Source organism: sulfur-oxidizing endosymbiont of Gigantopelta aegis, assembly GCF_016097415.1.
Lineage (GTDB): Bacteria > Pseudomonadota > Gammaproteobacteria > GRL18 > GRL18 > GRL18.
Genome location: NZ_JAEHGE010000001.1, coordinates 1,251,845 through 1,270,386 on the forward strand (window position 1 = coordinate 1,251,845; position 18,542 = coordinate 1,270,386).

9 protein-coding genes and 5 pseudogenes are annotated in these 18,542 nt (G+C 41.0%); 9 read left to right on the forward strand and 5 right to left on the reverse strand.

Annotated elements, in window-relative coordinates:
- Positions 1–55: 55 nt before the first annotated feature.
- Positions 56–2,206, reverse strand: a complete 2,151-nt coding sequence (locus JEU79_RS06465; RefSeq protein WP_198263443.1) for an adenosylcobalamin-dependent ribonucleoside-diphosphate reductase — start codon at positions 2,204–2,206, stop codon at positions 56–58.
- A 441-nt stretch (positions 2,207–2,647) separates the two neighbouring features.
- Positions 2,648–4,033 (reverse strand): exodeoxyribonuclease VII large subunit, encoded by a 1,386-nt coding sequence (gene xseA / locus JEU79_RS06470; RefSeq protein ID WP_198263444.1) that lies wholly within the window; start codon positions 4,031–4,033, stop codon positions 2,648–2,650.
- Positions 4,034–4,292: 259 nt separating this feature from the next.
- Between xseA and JEU79_RS06475 the strand changes: the two genes are divergently transcribed.
- Positions 4,293–6,842 (forward strand): type VI secretion system Vgr family protein, encoded by a 2,550-nt coding sequence (locus tag JEU79_RS06475; protein ID WP_198263445.1) that lies wholly within the window; start codon positions 4,293–4,295, stop codon positions 6,840–6,842.
- A gap of 231 nt (positions 6,843–7,073) precedes the next feature.
- Here the strand turns inward: JEU79_RS06475 and JEU79_RS28395 are convergent.
- Positions 7,074–8,224, reverse strand: a pseudogene (locus JEU79_RS28395) (IS3 family transposase).
- Between the two features lie 150 nt (positions 8,225–8,374).
- Here JEU79_RS28395 and JEU79_RS06485 point away from each other — a divergent pair.
- The gene (locus tag JEU79_RS06485; RefSeq protein WP_198263446.1) at positions 8,375–8,665 is read left to right on the forward strand and encodes a hypothetical protein; all 291 of its coding nucleotides are present in this window, start codon (positions 8,375–8,377) and stop codon (positions 8,663–8,665) included.
- 68 nt (positions 8,666–8,733) lie between these two features.
- On the opposite strand, the pseudogene JEU79_RS28400 reads toward JEU79_RS06485, so the two are convergent.
- A pseudogene (locus tag JEU79_RS28400) lies at positions 8,734–9,674 on the reverse strand (IS3 family transposase); the annotation flags it as partial.
- A 426-nt stretch (positions 9,675–10,100) separates the two neighbouring features.
- Between JEU79_RS28400 and JEU79_RS06505 the strand changes: the two are divergent.
- The 7 genes and pseudogenes from JEU79_RS06505 to JEU79_RS06535 form a co-directional block, all read left to right on the forward strand.
- Positions 10,101–10,703 (forward strand): annotated as a pseudogene (locus tag JEU79_RS06505) (IS3 family transposase); the annotation flags it as partial.
- A 372-nt stretch (positions 10,704–11,075) separates the two neighbouring features.
- Complete coding sequence (locus JEU79_RS06510) at positions 11,076–11,495, forward strand: type II restriction enzyme (RefSeq protein ID WP_198263450.1); 420 nt, start codon at positions 11,076–11,078, stop codon at positions 11,493–11,495.
- A 1-nt stretch (position 11,496) separates the two neighbouring features.
- Positions 11,497–12,631, forward strand: a pseudogene (locus JEU79_RS06515) (IS3 family transposase).
- A gap of 285 nt (positions 12,632–12,916) precedes the next feature.
- Positions 12,917–13,774 (forward strand): annotated as a pseudogene (locus JEU79_RS06520) (DUF6997 domain-containing protein); the annotation flags it as partial.
- A gap of 84 nt (positions 13,775–13,858) precedes the next feature.
- On the forward strand, positions 13,859–14,452 hold the full coding sequence (gene yfbR / locus JEU79_RS06525) for a 5'-deoxynucleotidase (protein WP_198263452.1): 594 nt from the start codon (positions 13,859–13,861) through the stop codon (positions 14,450–14,452).
- A 309-nt stretch (positions 14,453–14,761) separates the two neighbouring features.
- Positions 14,762–15,172, forward strand: a complete 411-nt coding sequence (locus JEU79_RS06530) for a DUF6088 family protein (protein WP_198263453.1) — start codon at positions 14,762–14,764, stop codon at positions 15,170–15,172.
- The gene (locus JEU79_RS06535) at positions 15,172–16,110 is read left to right on the forward strand and encodes a nucleotidyl transferase AbiEii/AbiGii toxin family protein (protein WP_198263454.1); all 939 of its coding nucleotides are present in this window, start codon (positions 15,172–15,174) and stop codon (positions 16,108–16,110) included. The genes JEU79_RS06530 and JEU79_RS06535 overlap by 1 nt, the downstream gene beginning before the upstream one ends.
- 59 nt (positions 16,111–16,169) lie before the next feature.
- On the opposite strand, the gene JEU79_RS06540 is transcribed toward JEU79_RS06535, so the two are convergent.
- Positions 16,170–18,479 (reverse strand): DEAD/DEAH box helicase, encoded by a 2,310-nt coding sequence (locus tag JEU79_RS06540; RefSeq protein WP_246540045.1) that lies wholly within the window; start codon positions 18,477–18,479, stop codon positions 16,170–16,172.
- Positions 18,480–18,542 lie beyond the last annotated feature (63 nt).

The window sequence follows — 18,542 nt, forward strand, 5'->3', positions numbered from 1 at the left end:
AGTCAGCTCATTTTTTGAGCGCGAATAATCTTTCTCTAATGAGCGCTTTATCGCTCTAAAATTTTCCGTAATAACCTTCTTTTAAAGCATCAAACAAGTTGGCGGCGGTATGCATTTCACCATCGTATTCAACTTCTTCATTGCCTTTAAGATTGACTACGTCACCGTCTTCGAGTGTAAACTGATAGGTGGTGTTTTCTAAGTCAGCTTCTTTCACTAAGACGCCCTGAAACACTTCAGGATTAAAGCGGAAAGTCGTACAACCTTTTAAGCCCATATCGTAAGCGTATTCATAGATATGCTTGAAGTCTTCATAAGGATAATCTGTGGGCACATTGGCGGTTTTAGAGATGGACGAATCAATCCATTTTTGCGCCGCTGCCTGCACATCAACATGTTGCGTGGGTGTAATGCTATCCGCAGTAATGAAATAATCCGGCAGTTGCTCATTCGTTTCTTCTGAATAGGGCATTGCCTTTGGATTCACCATTTCACGATAGGCCAACAATTCAAAAGAGAAAACATCGACTTTTTCTTTGGTCTTTTTACCTTCACGAATCACATTGCGTGAGTAGTGATGTGCAAAACTTGGCTCGATACCATTACTGGCATTGTTGGCTAAAGATAATGAAATTGTGCCCGTTGGTGCAATCGAACTATGGTGGGTGAAACGTGCGCCGGTAGTGGCAAGTGCTTCGACTAGCTCAGGTTCTTCTTGCGCCAGTTGCTGCATATAACGGCTGTATTTAGCATGTAATACTTTACCGGCAATTTCATCACCGACTTTTAAGCCATCGGTGAGCATTTCTGGACGCTTGTGCAGCATTTCACCGGTTACGGTGAACATTTGATCCATGATCTTAGCTGGACCCTTTTCTGTGGCCAAATCCAGACCGGCTTTCCAGCCTTCGACTGCCATGACTTTGGTCACTTCTTCGGTAAATGATAAGGAGTTTTTATCCCCGTATTTCATACCCATCATGGTGCAGGATGAACCTAAGCCCAGGTAGCCCATACCGTGGCGACGTTTATTGGTAATTTCTTCACGCTGCTGTGGTAGTGGCAGGCCATTGATTTCAACCACGTTATCCAGCATGCGAGTGAAGATATGAATGGTTTTACGGTAGTTATCCCAATTAAATGATGCTTCGCTAGTGAAAGGCTTTTCGATAAAACGGGTTAGGTTGATTGAACCTAATAAACAACTGCCATAAGGGGGCAGTGGTTGCTCACCGCAAGGATTGGTGGCACGAATGTTTTCACAAAACCAGTTGTTATTCATTTCATTGACTTTATCAATCAAAATGAAGCCCGGCTCGGCATAATCATAGGTGGAAGCCATGATGATGTCCCACAAGCGACGGGCTTGCAGGGTACGGGTCACACGACAGGCAATTAGCCCATTGTCGTTAGTAATATAGCCGTCTTTATTGGGTAGGTCTCGCCAGATGACTTGTTCGGTATCGCTCAGGTCAATTTCATCTTGTTGAACTTCTTTGTCGGTGACGGGGAATGATAATTTCCAAGGGCCGTCATTTTTAACTGCCTCAACAAATTCGGTGGTGATCAATAAGGACAAGTTGAACTGGCGTAAACGACCGTCTTCACGTTTGGCACGAATAAAATCAATGACATCCGGATGACCAATGTCAAAGGTTGCCATTTGTGCGCCACGGCGGCCACCGGCAGATGACACGGTAAAACACATCTTGTCATAGATATCCATAAAGGATAAAGGCCCGGAGGTGTAAGCACCTGCACCGGAGACATAGGCATTTTTAGGACGCAAAGTAGAGAATTCATAGCCAATACCACAACCGGCTTTCAGAGTCAGACCCGCTTCATGCACTTTGTTGAGGATGTCGTCCATGGAGTCTTTAATGGCACCGGAAACAGTACAGTTAATGGTCGATGTGGCCGGTTTATGTGCTTGAGCACCGGCATTGGAGATGATGCGTCCTGCAGGGATAACGCCCTGACGTAGAGCCCATAAAAATTCTTTGTAATAACGTTCTTGATTTTTTTTGCCCGTTTCTACATCGGACAATGCTTTAGCAACACGTTGATAAGTCTCATCGATATTGGCATCAACGGCCTCACCCTCTTTTGTTTTTAAACGGTATTTGGTGTCCCAGATGTCTAAAGATGCATCCTGCAATGCTATTTCTGTCACTGTATTGGGTATGGCGTGTAATTGAGCTGTCATTAAGAAAAATCCCCACAATTGAAACTGACAAATTAAAGTGTCATGAAATAAGTCCCTGCTAACACCCTGAAAACTTTTATTATTTTTAAGAGAGGGCAGTTCATTTTGTTTTGTTTATATTGGTTTAGCTGAAACAAGCTATCTTGTGTTTTCGCTGTTAAGAAACACAATATGTTGTGTTCTGATGAGGGAATCGTAAATTTTTCGGTGGCTCAGGTCAAGTCCTTTTGTGATAAAAAATTCATGTTTTTTTAGCAAAAAAAGTGGACATTTTTGAGAGCTAGACAGGACAAGGGATGTAGAAAATTTAGTATATTAGTAAATTACTAGCTGTTTTATAAAAAAACAGTAAATAGATTAAATTTTAAGCACTTTAACGGCAATGACATTTTTCTGACGCCGCTTGTTAGAGCAAAGATGAAACGGCGAATTCATTCTTATCTAAGCGTCCCCACTTTTAGAACAAAGAGGGCGACCGGGCTTGAGATTTTGTTTGATTTCATCCACGCTTACCAGCGCCTGATCGTTAGCAAAACAGAGCCTTACCTGTTGTCCGGGACTAAGTTGTGTGGCTGATTTAATTAACTGATTGTCCTTATCCTTCACCAGACTATAACCACGCGCCAAGGTTGCCAGCGGACTATAGGCATCCATTCCTAGCGCGAAGGTGGCAATTTTTTGTTGTAATTGCTCTAAATGCTGTTGCATATTATGCGCTAAGCGCTGTTGTAAATATCTCAGCCGACTCTGTTGTAATGTAATGCCATGCTCAGGGGAATGTTGCTGTAATTGTGCGTTTAAGGTCAGCACTTTAGCCTGGCGGGCTTTTAATTGCAGACGCAGGTGTTGTTCCATACGGGCTGATAAATCATCAATCCGCTGTGCCACTTCCTCCAGATAACGCCCCGGATGTTTGAGTTGCTTATATTGCCATTGTAATTGCTGTTGCAGCGCACGCAAGTGACGCTCTATATGCTGCGTCAATTGTTGTTCAATACCACGCAACCAAGACAGCCATTCTTCTCGATCGGGGATGACCAGTTCTGCGGCAGCAGAAGGGGTTGCAGCACGTACATCAGCGACAAAGTCACAAATGGTAAAATCGACCTCGTGCCCGACTGAACTGAGCACTGGAATGGTACAAGCAAAAATAGCTCGTGCCAGTGCTTCATCATTGAACGCCCAGAGATCTTCAATAGAGCCACCACCACGACCAATGATCAGCACATCGCATAAATTTTGTGATTGTGCCTGCTGCAAGGCATGCAATAATTGCTCAGGCGCATTAGCACCCTGTACCTGAGCCGGATAAATAATGATCGGTAAGGCAGGAAAACGGCGTTTTAGTACATTAAGAATATCCTGCAAGGCCGCGCCGGTAGGGGAGGTAATAATGCCTACACAGCGGGGGAGTTCGGGCAAATCCTGCTTATGTTGTGCATCAAACAAGCCCTGCGTTTGTAATTTCTGTTTGAGCTGTTCATAAGCACGTTGTAACGCCCCCACACCGGCATCTTCCATGCTATCAACAATGAGCTGAAAGTCGCCACGCGCCTCATAAAGACTGACCCGAGCCTTGACTAAAATCTGCATGCCTTCAGTGGGTACAAAAGTCAGACGCTGATTGCTTTGGCGAAACATTGCGCAACGCACTTGAGCACGTTCATCTTTCAGGGTGAAATACCAATGCCCAGAACGAGGCATCGCCAGATTAGAAATTTCTCCTGAAACCCAGGTCGTGGGAAAATTATATTCCAACACGCTTTTTACATTGCGGGAAAAATCAGAAACAGACAGGATATTAAGTTCAGTGCGCGTATTGCTCATAGGAAATTGTTGGTCATTTTTTCTTGAAGAGAAGCCAGAAAGCCATCATACAGAAAAATGCATCCGAGTCATAGTTACTAAAAAAGCCAATTTTTGCCCTGATTCATGGACATGGCTCACAGCATTTACGCACATTGATTGATCCTGCCCATACTTTTCGCTAAAATAGCCGAACTTCATCTATCAGGACGATGGGTGAGTGGTCTCTATACAAACGACACAAAACGTATTTAATACGGCTTCGATAAGGAAATCAACCATGGCTTCAGTCTCTCAAGACCCGATTACGCCCGGCAATACTCAGCGTTTGACTCTGGATATCAGCAATTGCATCGAAGACACCACAATCTTTGAGCTGTCAGGGCAACAAACACTCTCTGCACCCTATGAACTCAGCGCCCGTTTTATTTGTGGCATTCCTGATTTAGACCTGAGCCAATTAGTTCGCCAAGCGGCTATCATCACCTTATATTACAAAAACGAATCCCGCTATTATCACGGCATCATTAAAGACGCTACCCTGCTGGGCGAAAACGGCCAGTCCTACGTCTATGAAATCACTTTAGTACCGAAAGTCTGGTTTTTAAACTACCGCCGCAACTGCCGTATTTTTCAGCAAAAAAATGTTCAACAAATTATCACGCAGCTCCTTGATGAAGCCGGACTCAGCGGTGAAGAAGTTCAGTTTCATCTTAAAGAACAATATGCGACGCTCAACTATACCGTGCAGTTCAATGAAACAGACTTTGCCTTTATCTCACGTTTGCTCGAACGCCACGGCATCCATTATCACTTTGTGCATGAAAGTGATAAACATATACTGGTTTTTGCCGATATTAATGAATCACTGCCACATATCGAAGCAGCCGATTTGGAATTACGCCCCCGCAATGGCTTAGAGCCGGACTATACCAGCTTTGCCAGTTTTCAACGCGGCGCAAGGATTGGCCATGACCATGCGACCCACATTGGTTTTGACCTGAGCAAACCCGCTAAAGATCTGAAACACGTACAACGTCTCAATGATAGCCAGTTTCTCGAACACTATAGCTTTCACGACCACCAAAGCTTCCAGAATGCCGAAGCCGGTCAACACTATATCGACCAAAGCCTACAAGCCTTCAAAGCCCAGACCGATTTTGGTGAAGGCAAAAGTGACGTGATCCGAGCCGAACCCGGGTATCGTTTCATTCTCAACAATCACCAGCGTAGCGACTATAACCAGAAATACCTGATCCATAATGTTAACTTTAAAGTCAGACAATACGCCTCACTGGAAGAATATGCCGGTGATGATAGTGGCTTTCACTATGATAATACCACGAAGTTCATCCCTGATAGCGTACGTTTCAAACCCGAACAAATCACCCCCAAACCTCAACTAGACTATCAGGATGGTGTCTTTGTCAGCGGCCCCAAAGGTGAAGAAATTTATACCGATAAATACGGTCGCATTAAAGTCCAGTTCCCCTGGGACAGAGAAGGCCAGAATGATGAAAACTCCTCCTGTTGGATACCCGTCAGCCAAAGCTGGGCGGGCAATCAATGGGGTAAAATTCATATCCCAAGAATAGGCCATGAAGTCTTAGTCAGTTTCATCAATGGTGATCCCGACCAACCCATCGTTGTCGGCTCACTCTACAATGCCGTCAATCGTCCTCCTTATGCATTGCCCAAACACAAAACCCGTAGCACCACCAAAACCAATAGCTCGCTAGGGGGCAAAGGCTTTAATGAAATTCGTTTTGAAGACAAAAAAGGGCAGGAACAAATTGCCATCTTTGCCGAAAAAGACATTGATAGCCGAGTCAAAAATGACCGCCGTGAACACATCAATCACGACCGCCACCTCATCGTCAACAATACCCGTTTTGAACACATCAAAAACAACAAGCACCTCATTATTGATAACAACCAGAATATTGAAATCGGTGGTGATGCCCACCTCGATGTCGGTCAAACACACCACATCAAAGTCGGTCAAGATTATTATCTGGAAGCGGGCACAGAAATTCACATCAAAGCGGGCAATAAAATGGTCTTTGATGCCGGTGAAATGCTCAGCATGAAAGCCGGTGGCAGCGTCATGAAAACCAGTGCTGGCGGTGTCGGCTTTAATGGCGCAACTATCCGTATCAATGAAGGTGGTAGTCCCGGCAATGGTTCCGGTGCCAGCCCGCAAGCGCCCAAAATGCCCCAAGAAGCGGATAAGGATTATCCGGGCTATCAGGATAAAGTGCGTAAGGCACAAGCTAAGCATGTGCCACTACGCTTAATGGAGCAAGAAGTTCCACTTGAACCCAAACCCTTTCCTCCGAGAGTTTTTAATGACGAATTACTTGCACCACCAATTGCACCCAAAGTGCCGTTTTATTTTTCAGCACAATTGAGGGATCACAATAATAAAATTCTGTCAGGCATTGCTTATGAATTGACCTTAGATGGTGAAATGTTTAAGGGTTCAACGAATGGGGAGGGATTTATTGAGTTTGAAATTGAAGAAAAGCCGAAAGAATTAACGCTTTCTTATCGACCCATTAAAGCCAATCCTGATTACATTGAATATTGGGAAGGTAGCATTGATACGCTTGAAAGTGAGTCGGAGACAAAAGGACAACAGAAACGCTTGCGACAACAAGGATATTATCCAGGTGCTTTAGATGGGCAGGATATGGGTAAGACATCATCGGCCTGGTCTAAATTCACGGAACATCAAGGAAAGAGTTCGCGTGATGGACAACGTTTGAATATGATGTGTCAACACTTTTCCGGACAGTTTTCTAAATATTTTTTTGGCTGTTTCAAGTGATTTTTGTCATTTTGTATTTCCTATCATTTTAGTTTCTCATGTTAACTTTAAACAGATGAAGAGAAAGGGCTTTGCCCTCTGGAACGATAGAGCCGTTCCATTCACCCAAGGTATTTTCACAACGGTAATGATCCTGTTACAATATCTTCACGGCACAGGCTGAGGAGCCGATGGCCGTCAACGGTAATGGGCGGCATTTATGTCGCCTTTTACCCTCTTCAATCAATCGATTTAAGCTATTTCCTGCTGTATTTCATAATCGACTGGTGACAAATAATCATTAGCCGAATGAAGTCGCTCCCGATTATAAAATACCTCAATATATTCAAATATTGTGCTTCTACTCTGGTTTTGAATCGACAATGGTGCGTCAATTCAGTTTTCAAACTATGAAAGAAGCTCTCTGATACAGCATTGTCCCAGCAATTTCCTTTGCGGCTCATAGACTGAATTATGTTATGATCCGACAATATTTTTCTATGACTATCAGAGGCATATTGGCTACCTCGGTCAGTATGCCAAAGCAATCCATCCATTGGTTTACGCTTCCATATGGCCATCAGTAAAGCATCATTGACTAGCTTGGCTTTCATTCGCTCATCCATCGACCAGCCAACAATTTGCCTAGAGAATAAGTCAATGACAACCGCTAAATATAACCAGCCTTCCTTGGTGGCAATATAGGTAATATCACCCACATAGTAGCGATCAGGTTGAGAGACAGTAAACTCTCTTTCCAGTAAATTTGGAGATATACGCTTATTATGCTTGGAATTAGTCGTCGCTTTAAAGCGTCTCTTCGTTTTACAAAACAAACCGGCTTTTTTCATTAATCGACCAATTCTCCGGCGGCTTATATGAACGCCTTTTTCAGCCAGTTTTCTTTTAAGACGACGGGTTCCATAAGTCTTGCGACTGTCTTCAAACAGTTTTTTAGCTGCTCAGTAAGCGCTTCATTTTCTTTCTCTCTATCCGTTTTAGGAGAGCTAACCCAATCATAATAGCAACTACGGGAAACATCCATAAAACGGCACAGAATCGTTACCGGGTAATCTTTAGCCTGATCAGTTATCCATGCGTACTTCACAAAGTTTCCCTTGCAAAGTACGCTGTGGCCTTTTTAATAAATCACGCTCCTGAATCACTTTTGCCAATTCTTTTTTCAGACGTTTTACTTCATCATAAATGTGTTCATCACTTCTATTGGCTACCGTCTTCACCGGTTTGGAATATTTACTGATCCAGGTATGTAGAGTATTTACATTAACACCTAGCTCCCTGGCAGTCTGAGAAACGGGTTGATCCGTCTCATTAGCTAATTTGACAGCTGATTCTTTAAATTCTGATGTATAGCTTTTATTCGGTTTTTTTTGTTTGATCATTCATTTTAGGTCACACTTTTTATCTTTTAGTTATTTTAAGTTGTGTGTCCGGTTAAGTATAGCCACATTAATAATCCAGAAGAATCAACTTCAGACACAAAGAATAAATAATTACAATTGAGTTAATAATCAAGGATGAAATGATAAGCAATGGCTTCGAATGAAATTGACCTGAAAGACATATTACTGGATTGTCGTGAGGCTGAGCTTTTATTAGCACTGATGTGTCAACACTTTTCCGGACAGTTTTCTAAATATTTTTTGGCTGTTTCAAGTGATTTTTGTCATTTTGTATTTCCTATCATTTTAGTTTCTCATGTTAACTTTAAACAGATGAAGAGAAAGGGCTTTGCCCTCTGGAACGATAGAGCCGTTCCATTCACCCAAGGTATTTTCACAACGGTAATGATCCTGTTACAATATCTTCACGGCACAGGCTGAGGAGCCGATGGCCGTCAACGGTAATGGGCGGCATTTATGTCGCCTTTACCCCTCTTCAATCAATCGATTTAAGCTATTTCCTGCTGTATTTCATAATCGACTGGTGACAAATAATCATTAGCCGAATGAAGTCGCTCCCGATTATAAAATACCTCAATATATTCAAATATTGCCTGCTTTGCTTCTACTCTGGTTTTGAATCGACAATGGTGCGTCAATTCAGTTTTCAAACTATGAAAGAAGCTCTCTGATACAGCATTGTCCCAGCAATTTCCTTTGCGGCTCATAGACTGAATTATGTTATGATCCGACAATATTTTTCTATGACTATCAGAGGCATATTGGCTACCTCGGTCAGTATGCCAAAGCAATCCATCCATTGGTTTACGCTTCCATATGGCCATCAGTAAAGCATCATTGACTAGCTTGGCTTTCATTCGCTCATCCATCGACCAGCCAACAATTTGCCTAGAGAATAAGTCAATGACAACCGCTAAATATAACCAGCCTTCCTTGGTGGCAATATAGGTAATATCACCCACATAGTAGCGATCAGGTTGAGAGACAGTAAACTCTCTTTCCAGTAAATTTGGAGATATACGCTTATTATGCTTGGAATTAGTCGTCGCTTTAAAGCGTCTCTTCGTTTTACAAAACAAACCGGCTTTTTCATTAATCGACCAATTCTCCGGCGGCTTATATGAACGCCTTTTTCAGCCAGTTTTCTTTTAAGACGACGGGTTCCATAAGTCTTGCGACTGTCTTCAAACAGTTTTTTAGCTGCTCAGTAAGCGCTTCATTTTCTTTCTCTCTATCCGTTTTAGGAGAGCTAACCCAATCATAATAGCAACTACGGGAAACATCCATAAAACGGCACAGAATCGTTACCGGGTAATCTTTAGCCTGATCAGTTATCCATGCGTACTTCACAAAGTTTCCCTTGCAAAGTACGCTGTGGCCTTTTTAATAAATCACGCTCCTGAATCACTTTTGCCAATTCTTTTTTCAGACTAGCCACATTACACAGCAACAGCAGAAAAAAAAATGCTCTGCATACAGAAGTTAATAACTATTATGAAAAGTACAATTCTCATCCCCTAAACTACTGAGAGAATATACTGAAGTTCAAGATCGCTGTGATGTTCTGCAACAACAGTGGCAACAGTTATCGTCGTTGAGTGGAGAAATAAATCCTGATTTTCAAGCTTGCCGTCAATGGTTGGATAAAATGAGAGACGTGGTTTCACAATGTTTCACAATGTGATATTAATCTTTTAAAAACACAACTTAAACTAAAAGATCAACGTGATTTAAAAGTAAACATCAGAATTTAAAGAATCAGCTGTCAAATTAGCTAATGAGACGTTCTTTCCTAGACTGCGAGCTTTGCGCTAATGTAAATACTCTACATACCTGGATGAATTGGTCGATTAATGAAAAAGCCGGTTTGTTTTGTAAAACGAAGAGACGCTTTAAAGCGACGACTAATTCCAAGCATAATAAGCGTATATCTCCAAATTTACTGGAAAGAGAGTTTACTGTCTCTCAACCTGATCGCTACTATGTGGGTGATATTACCTATATTGCCACCAAGGAAGGCTGGTTATATTTAGCGGTTGTCATTGACTTATTCTCTAGGCAAATTGTTGGCTGGTCGATGGATGAGCGAATGAAAGCCAAGCTAGTCAATGATGCTTTACTGATGGCCATATGGAAGCGTAAACCAATGGATGGATTGCTTTGGCATACTGACCGAGGTAGCCAATATGCCTCTGATAGTCATAGAAAAATATTGTCGGATCATAACATAATTCAGTCTATGAGCCGCAAAGGAAATTGCTGGGACAATGCTGTATCAGAGAGCTTCTTTCATAGTTTGAAAACTGAATTGACGCACCATTGTCGATTCAAAACCAGAGTAGAAGCAAAGCAGGCAATATTTGAATATATTGAGGTATTTTATAATCGGGAGCGACTTCATTCGGCTAATGATTATTTGTCACCAGTCGATTATGAAATACAGCAGGAAATAGCTTAAATCGATTGATTGAAGAGGGGTAAAAGGCGACATAAATGCCGCCCATTACCGTTGACGGCCATCGACTCCTCAGCCTGTGCCGTGAAGATATTGTAACAGGATCATTACCGTTGTGAAAATACCTTGGGTGAATGGAACGGCTCTATCGTTCCAGAGGGCAAAGCCCTTTCTCTTCATCTGTTTAAAGTTAACATGAGAAACTAAAATGATAGGAAATACAAAATGACAAAAATCACTTGAAACAGCCAAAAAAATATTTAGAAAACTGTCCGGAAAAGTGTTGACACATCAGCAGTAAAGCGACTGAACGAAAAAGGGTGAGGGAAGTACTGGCCTTATTCGAACCAACAAATAATAGTTAGTGGTGAATTTATGACTATGTCAACGAAAGAAGCATGGAACAAACTATTTGTTGAATTAGATATTAAAAACAATATTAATGCTCATGGTGTATTTTATCTGCAGGCTGATCGGATCAAGGCTATAACCCAAAAAGAGCCCCGATTAATGTGTAAGTTTGATCATCGTGAGTCAAGGCCTGCCATCTTACAGGAAAATAATTACACTATACTGTCTGTTAAAAATGGGCATTATGCCATTGTTGATGCTGATGGCTATGCTGATATTCAGACAGATGATGTTATCCATCCATTCTATTGGCCGAAGTTAGGCCAATTACAAACATTACCACTTGGTTTTCGGTCTGAATCACAGGTTATTGATGCGGTGTATGCCAGTGGTATTTTTGAAGATTTTGTTGGAGAAAATGAATTAGTTTTAACAGTGAGATAATGTGGCTACACTTAACAAATTTAAAGAATCAGCTGTCAAATTAGCTAATGAGACGGATCAACCCGTTTCTCAGACTGCCAGGGAGCTAGGTGTTAATGTAAATACTCTACATACCTGGATCAGTAAATATTCCAAACCGGTGAAGACGGTAGCCAATAGAAGTGATGAACACATTTATGATGAAGTAAAACGTCTGAAAAAAAGAATTGGCAAAAGTGATTCAGGAGCGTGATTTATTAAAAAGGCCACAGCGTACTTTGCAAGGGAAACTTTGTGAAGTACGCATGGATAACTGATCAGGCTAAAGATTACCCGGTAACGATTCTGTGCCGTTTTATGGATGTTTCCCGTAGTTGCTATTATGATTGGGTTAGCTCTCCTAAAACGGATAGAGAGAAAGAAAATGAAGCGCTTACTGAGCAGCTAAAAAACTGTTTGAAGACAGTCGCAAGACTTATGGAACCCGTCGTCTTAAAAGAAAACTGGCTGAAAAAGGCGTTCATATAAGCCGCCGGAGAATTGGTCGATTAATGAAAAAAGCCGGTTTGTTTTGTAAAACGAAGAGACGCTTTAAAGCGACGACTAATTCCAAGCATAATAAGCGTATATCTCCAAATTTACTGGAAAGAGAGTTTACTGTCTCTCAACCTGATCGCTACTATGTGGGTGATATTACCTATATTGCCACCAAGGAAGGCTGGTTATATTTAGCGGTTGTCATTGACTTATTCTCTAGGCAAATTGTTGGCTGGTCGATGGATGAGCGAATGAAAGCCAAGCTAGTCAATGATGCTTTACTGATGGCCATATGGAAGCGTAAACCAATGGATGGATTGCTTTGGCATACTGACCGAGGTAGCCAATATGCCTCTGATAGTCATAGAAAAATATTGTCGGATCATAACATAATTCAGTCTATGAGCCGCAAAGGAAATTGCTGGGACAATGCTGTATCAGAGAGCTTCTTTCATAGTTTGAAAACTGAATTGACGCACCATTGTCGATTCAAAACCAGAGTAGAAGCAAAGCAGGCAATATTTGAATATATTGAGGTATTTTATAATCGGGAGCGACTTCATTCGGCTAATGATTATTTGTCACCAGTCGATTATGAAATACAGCAGGAAATAGCTTAAATCGATTGATTGAAGAGGGGTAAAAGGCGACATAAATGCCGCCCATTACCGTTGACGGCCATCGGCTCCTCAGCCTGTGCCGTGAAGATATTGTAACAGGATCATTACCGTTGTGAAAATACCTTGGGTGAATGGAACGGCTCTATCGTTCCAGAGGGCAAAGCCCTTTCTCTTCATCTGTTTAAAGTTAACATGAGAAACTAAAATGATAGGAAATACAAAATGACAAAAATCACTTGAAACAGCCAAAAAAATATTTAGAAAACTGTCCGGAAAAGTGTTGACACATCAAGAGGGCGTCTTCGGTCTAAACAATTTGATTTTTTTATGAGTACTCCACAAGGGGAGATTTCATTTGAAATTGATGGTGTTCAGGTTGAGGTTGATGCGGGTTATGAAGGTGATCAAGTTTACTTGATTGAAGCAAAAATGGGTGAAACAGAAAACTTTCATATGCGTCAGCTTTTTTATCCTTATCGCATGTGGCAGGCAGAAGGTGTCACTAAAAATATCATTCCTATTTTTTTATCATACTACAATGGTATTGTGAGTTTAACGCAATATAAATTTACGAATGATGCTTACTATGATTCCTATCAGGTAGTTAAATCTAAACAATACACATTTGAAACAGACCCTGTAGCCAATTCTTTAGTTGAGATTTTAGACTGTATCAGTTTTGCACAAACTACAGAGACAAACGGTGCCCCACCTTTTCCTCAAGCTAATGACTTGAGGAAAGTCAGAGATGTGATTGATTTAATTTATTGTGAGATTAATACGAAAGATACTATTGCGGCTTATTGGGATCTTGAACCAAGACAAGGTGATTATTATGCAAATGCTGCTGCTTACCTTGGTTATATAGAGAAAGAACATGGCTCCTGGGTTCTGACCGAAAAAGGATTAAACTATGTCAGTTTACCCACATCTAAAAGAAAGCGGGCATTTATATTAAGTATTTTGAAGCGAACTGTTTTTTATGTCTTAACAAAAAAAATGATTGAATCTGATAGCGTGCCTGAAAGGAATGTTATTAAGGATGTTATTTTAGAATACATTAATATCAATGAAGTAACTGCTAATCGACGTGCGTCAACTGTAAAAAGTTGGCTGGTGTTTATCAGAAACTATTTTAGCTAATTTAATTGTGGTCAAAGTACTGCAGTTGAATCTGAGTATGTTATCAAAAGCTCTGTTAATAAATATCCGGGAGGAAAAAATTTAATGCAAAGTAAATTTTTCGCCTATTTAAGTCGCCTTCGCTGGATCAAACGGTGGGGTCTGAAACGCAACTCAGAACCAGAAAACGTTATGGAGCATTCCTGGGAGGTTGCTACTATTGCCCATGCTCTGGCCTTAATTAAAAACCACTACTTTGATGGCAATGTGGATGCTAATTTTATTGCTACAGCAGCTCTTTACCATGATGCCAGTGAGGTAATAACGGGAGATCTGCCGACGCCAGTTAAATATCACTCATCTATGATCAGGGATTCGTATCATAAAATAGAACGTCAAGCAGTTAGGGAGTTGGTTAAATTACTGCCTGATGAATTGCAGCCAACCTATAAACAGTTTGTTGATGAAGAAACTTTGGATAAAGAAGCCAGAAATATTATCAAAATGGCGGACACTTTGTCGGCTTATCTAAAATGCCGCTATGAAATAAACAATGGTAATAAGGAATTCTCTATTGCCATTCAAGATATCACAAAGAAGCTGGAAAGCTTTCAGGCACCGGAAATTGCTTATTTTATGGATGTATTTGTCTCATCCTATGATTTGACCCTGGATGATTTATTATCGGATAAACATTAATGTCATCAAAGGATGTGAATGGCTGTTAATAATTGGCTGCATTTCATTAAAACAGGTAGTTTCAACTGATGTTGAAAGATATGAAGTAAGTGAAATTATACCTGAATTGAAATTATCATACCTTATACATCATGTTATATGTTAAATTTGTATTAATGACAAAAATACGACAATGTAATAATGAAAATGCATTTATTATCAGTGTATTAGCAAAAGTCATATAAAAACACATGAATATTGTTTTTATTGACTTTTTGTCGTATTTTTGTTATATTTTAGTTGTTTTTAATTAAAAGTAACAGAGCAATCATGAAACGCATAAGTCTCAAATCAAAAATCAGTGATAAAATTAAATACTCTCGCCGGTTGGTATTCATGCGCTCTGATTTTGAGGAGCTGGGAGGCTATGATCAAGTTGGTAGAGTTTTACGCAATTTAACAGCAGAAGGAAAACTGATTAAAATCGGTTATGGCCTTTATGCAAAAGCACGTACAAACCGATTGACAGGAAAACCGATGCTAATAGCCAAAGGCGGTTTTATCCAGGTTGCTAAGGAAGCTTTGAGACGATTAGGTGTTAAATGGAGTCCTTCAGATTCAGAAGTATCCTACCTGGAAGGTTCAACACAAATTCCAGCTAATGCAGAAGTTATTATTTTTGATCGGTTTAATCGCAAAATAGCAACCGATAAATTTAAACTTCAGCTGAACAGATCATAATGCCACCATTTGATCCGACTCTTTTTTCAGATGTTGCTGATGCACTGGGTATTAGTAGCCCTGTTCTTGTTGAAAAAGACTATTACGCCGTTCAATTGCTTAATATTATCAACAATCTGTCGTTTGATGGTTATCAGCTAATCTTTGCCGGAGGAACTTGCCTGGCCAAAGCACACAAAAACACCTACCGCATGTCTGAAGATGTAGACATTAAACTGGTTCCATCAAGAAAAATCTTAGCTCAATCACACACCAGACAACGGCAATTCAGGCGAGACATTCATCAGGCAATACTCTCAGCTATCAACTCATCAGACTATTTTAAGTTGGTTGGATCAGCTAAAAAACGCAATGAAGGCAGATATCAGCAATTCTTAATCGAATATCCTCAGTTCCATGGACAGTTCCATTCACTCCGCCCACATTTACAATTAGATATTACTGAGTCTCTGCTACTTACTCCTGCCATTGAAAAACCAATTGGCTCGCTCTATGCTGAAGTTGCCAATCTGAAACATGAAATATCGAGTTTTCTTTGTGTCAGCATGGAATCCACTGCATGTGAAAAATTTGTGTCGTTACTTCGCCGTACTGCAGCATCCGATAGAGACCGTTCTCGCCCTGTTGATGAAACATTGATCCGTCATGTCTATGATCTCCATTTGATTGAGAAATCATTACCCAATCTAATCGAATTAAGGGAACTTGTACAACAGGTGATTCAAACTGATGTGGAACAATTTGGTAATCAACATGAAGCTTTTAGAGATAACACATACCAGGAACTTCAACATGGATTACAATTGTTAACTGAACAGGCGCGGTATCAGGAACGATATGAAAAGTTTATTGGACCGCTGGTTTATCATCCTTCTCCTGCAAGTTGGGATGAATCTATAAAAACGGTATTAAATATGGCTTCTATATGGTTAAAGTAACCATTAATTAATCATGCTTTGGAAATCCCCCTGTAAAGGGGGATAAAGTCGCATTTTAGTTATTTAAGCAGCTGTTTGGCCAAAGCCACTTCAACCGAATCTCCATCTTGATTCAAAATATCTAAACCAGTATCCGGAACATCACCTGAAGTGGATTGGCTCACCGCTATTTTCTTGGCCATTAAACTCAGACAGGTTATCTGTGCAGAATTAGCATAACCAAGATAATAAACATCCACATCCTCTGTTTGACCAATTCGCCAGGAACGGCGGGAGGCTTGTTGCAGAGTGTAAACATTATAGCCGGACTGCATAAATACAATCGTTGGAAACTCCAGCAGATCCAGACCAGTTTTGACCAGTTCAGGATTGCAAACCATGCAGTCTATGCCCCTGTCAACCTGATCTAAAATCCAGTCCTCTCGTTTCATAGTACTGACACTGGAACGTAATACAGCTGTTTTCAGACCAGCTTTTGTCAGTAGCGTCTTCAAACGTGAAGCGGTATCACGCTTGCCCGTATAAGTGGTATAAACCAGCGTTCGACGATGCCTACCTTTGTTATCCAGTGCAATTCGGATCAGCTCTTTCTCTTTAGGGGAAAGAGTATCCTCATCAAAAACACTGGGCATAAAGGCCAGCAACGAATGTGAACGAGGGTGTTTCACTGTCTCAGCATTAAAACAGGTATCAGGCCAGCGAAGCAGAACATTAAGAACAACGCCCAGCAATGTGGTATCACCTCTTGCCAAAGATTGTCTTAATTCTGTTTCCAGTTGATTTTTCAACTTCACATAGCATTCACCTTGTGTACTGGTCATGTCCACTTCAATGAAGTGTTCCCGATAAGGAGGCAGTACATTTTGTCCAATATCCCTCAGCTTTAAAAAAGCGGTATAAGGCAGAACAAAACGAGCAATTCCTTTAGGACCAAAACCAGGTGCTTTTACTGTGCGAACTGTCATGGATTTACCACGGGCAGTACGATGAGAACGGATTTCAGACTCTTTATAGATATCTTTTAATACTCCGTGTTCACGCATAAAACTCATGGCAGCACTGCTGAGTGTATTTCGGTTGTTATACCGGTAACCATCCTGCAGCATCACTTGAGGCATCGCTCGCCAGAGTAGATAGAAAATATCATCGGCATAACCACCCATTAAGGTACCGGTTAGCAAAATTGTTTTCTTGACCAGAGTTGATAATACACCCATGGCCTGTCCCTGAGCTGAATGCTGATTTTTATACTCATGTGCTTCATCAACCAGCAAGTTTGAGAAATAGCCTTTAGGAATATAGCGTTTAATAAACTCAGTGGGTTGATAGCCACCTTGTCCAAAACCAAATTCCAGTTTTGCTAATGCTTTCTCAATTCGTCTGGCCTGGCGATCAGAAAAAACTAGCTCACCATTATCATCCATAAGATTAACAAACTCATAGATATTATCAGCCAGCATACTGCCCAACAAATTTTCACCAAAAATATTCAGCAGATTCTCTGCAGACTTTGGTCCTATTGTCGGGATCTGTTGCATTGCACGGCTGACAATATCTTTACGGGATTTTTGCTTATTCCCGGCTCGGATTAATGTCCACAATGGCGAATAACAATGACTGCAATTCATCTGTTTTTCCTGAGGAAAAGCAGCAAATTCAATTGAATTGCCATCTTCATCACACTGCACCGTACCGCAATCCGGACAGGCTGCTAATTCATGAGTATGAAAGATTGATTTACTTTCTGGATTAGTCGGACTCACAGGAGAAGATACATGACGTTTTCTGGAAACAATACTGCTTTTCCAGTTAAATCCCATCCTCATTCGCACACGACCAATAACAAAAAATTCTGGCTCATGACTTTCTGGTTCACCCAGAGCATCACGAATGGCCAGTAATTTTGCCAGTGTATCAGGACCATTGAGTACCCAGACTTTTGCATCAGGTACAGTATCCATAATTTCCCTTCGCCACTTGTAAACAAGGTGGGGAGGTGAAATCACTAAAGTACGTTTAAAACCTTCTGCATCGAGTATTGCAGCTGCAACAATCGACATTAGTGTTTTTCCGGTACCCATTTCACCATTAATAATCGAAGCACCAAGACCTCGATCAATTAACAGGTGGGATACTGATTGGATGACACCACGTTGAGCATCAAAGGGTGAGCGCAACATCTTATCCATCAATAATTCTCTGGTTTGCGAAGGCGTACCATCAAATATGGGTGGATTTTGAGCCTGGACGGCCTGCATCAGGCCAGAACCAAACTGTTGAATAAAATCAGTTAAAGTAATCACTGATGAACTCTGAGTCTCAATAACAGACTCAGATTGATTATCAAGTTGTTCAGCGGTGTTATTCATTATGCTTCTCCATAAATGGGAGACACACAATTCCCCTGATCAGGGATTTGTATGCTCCCTGTT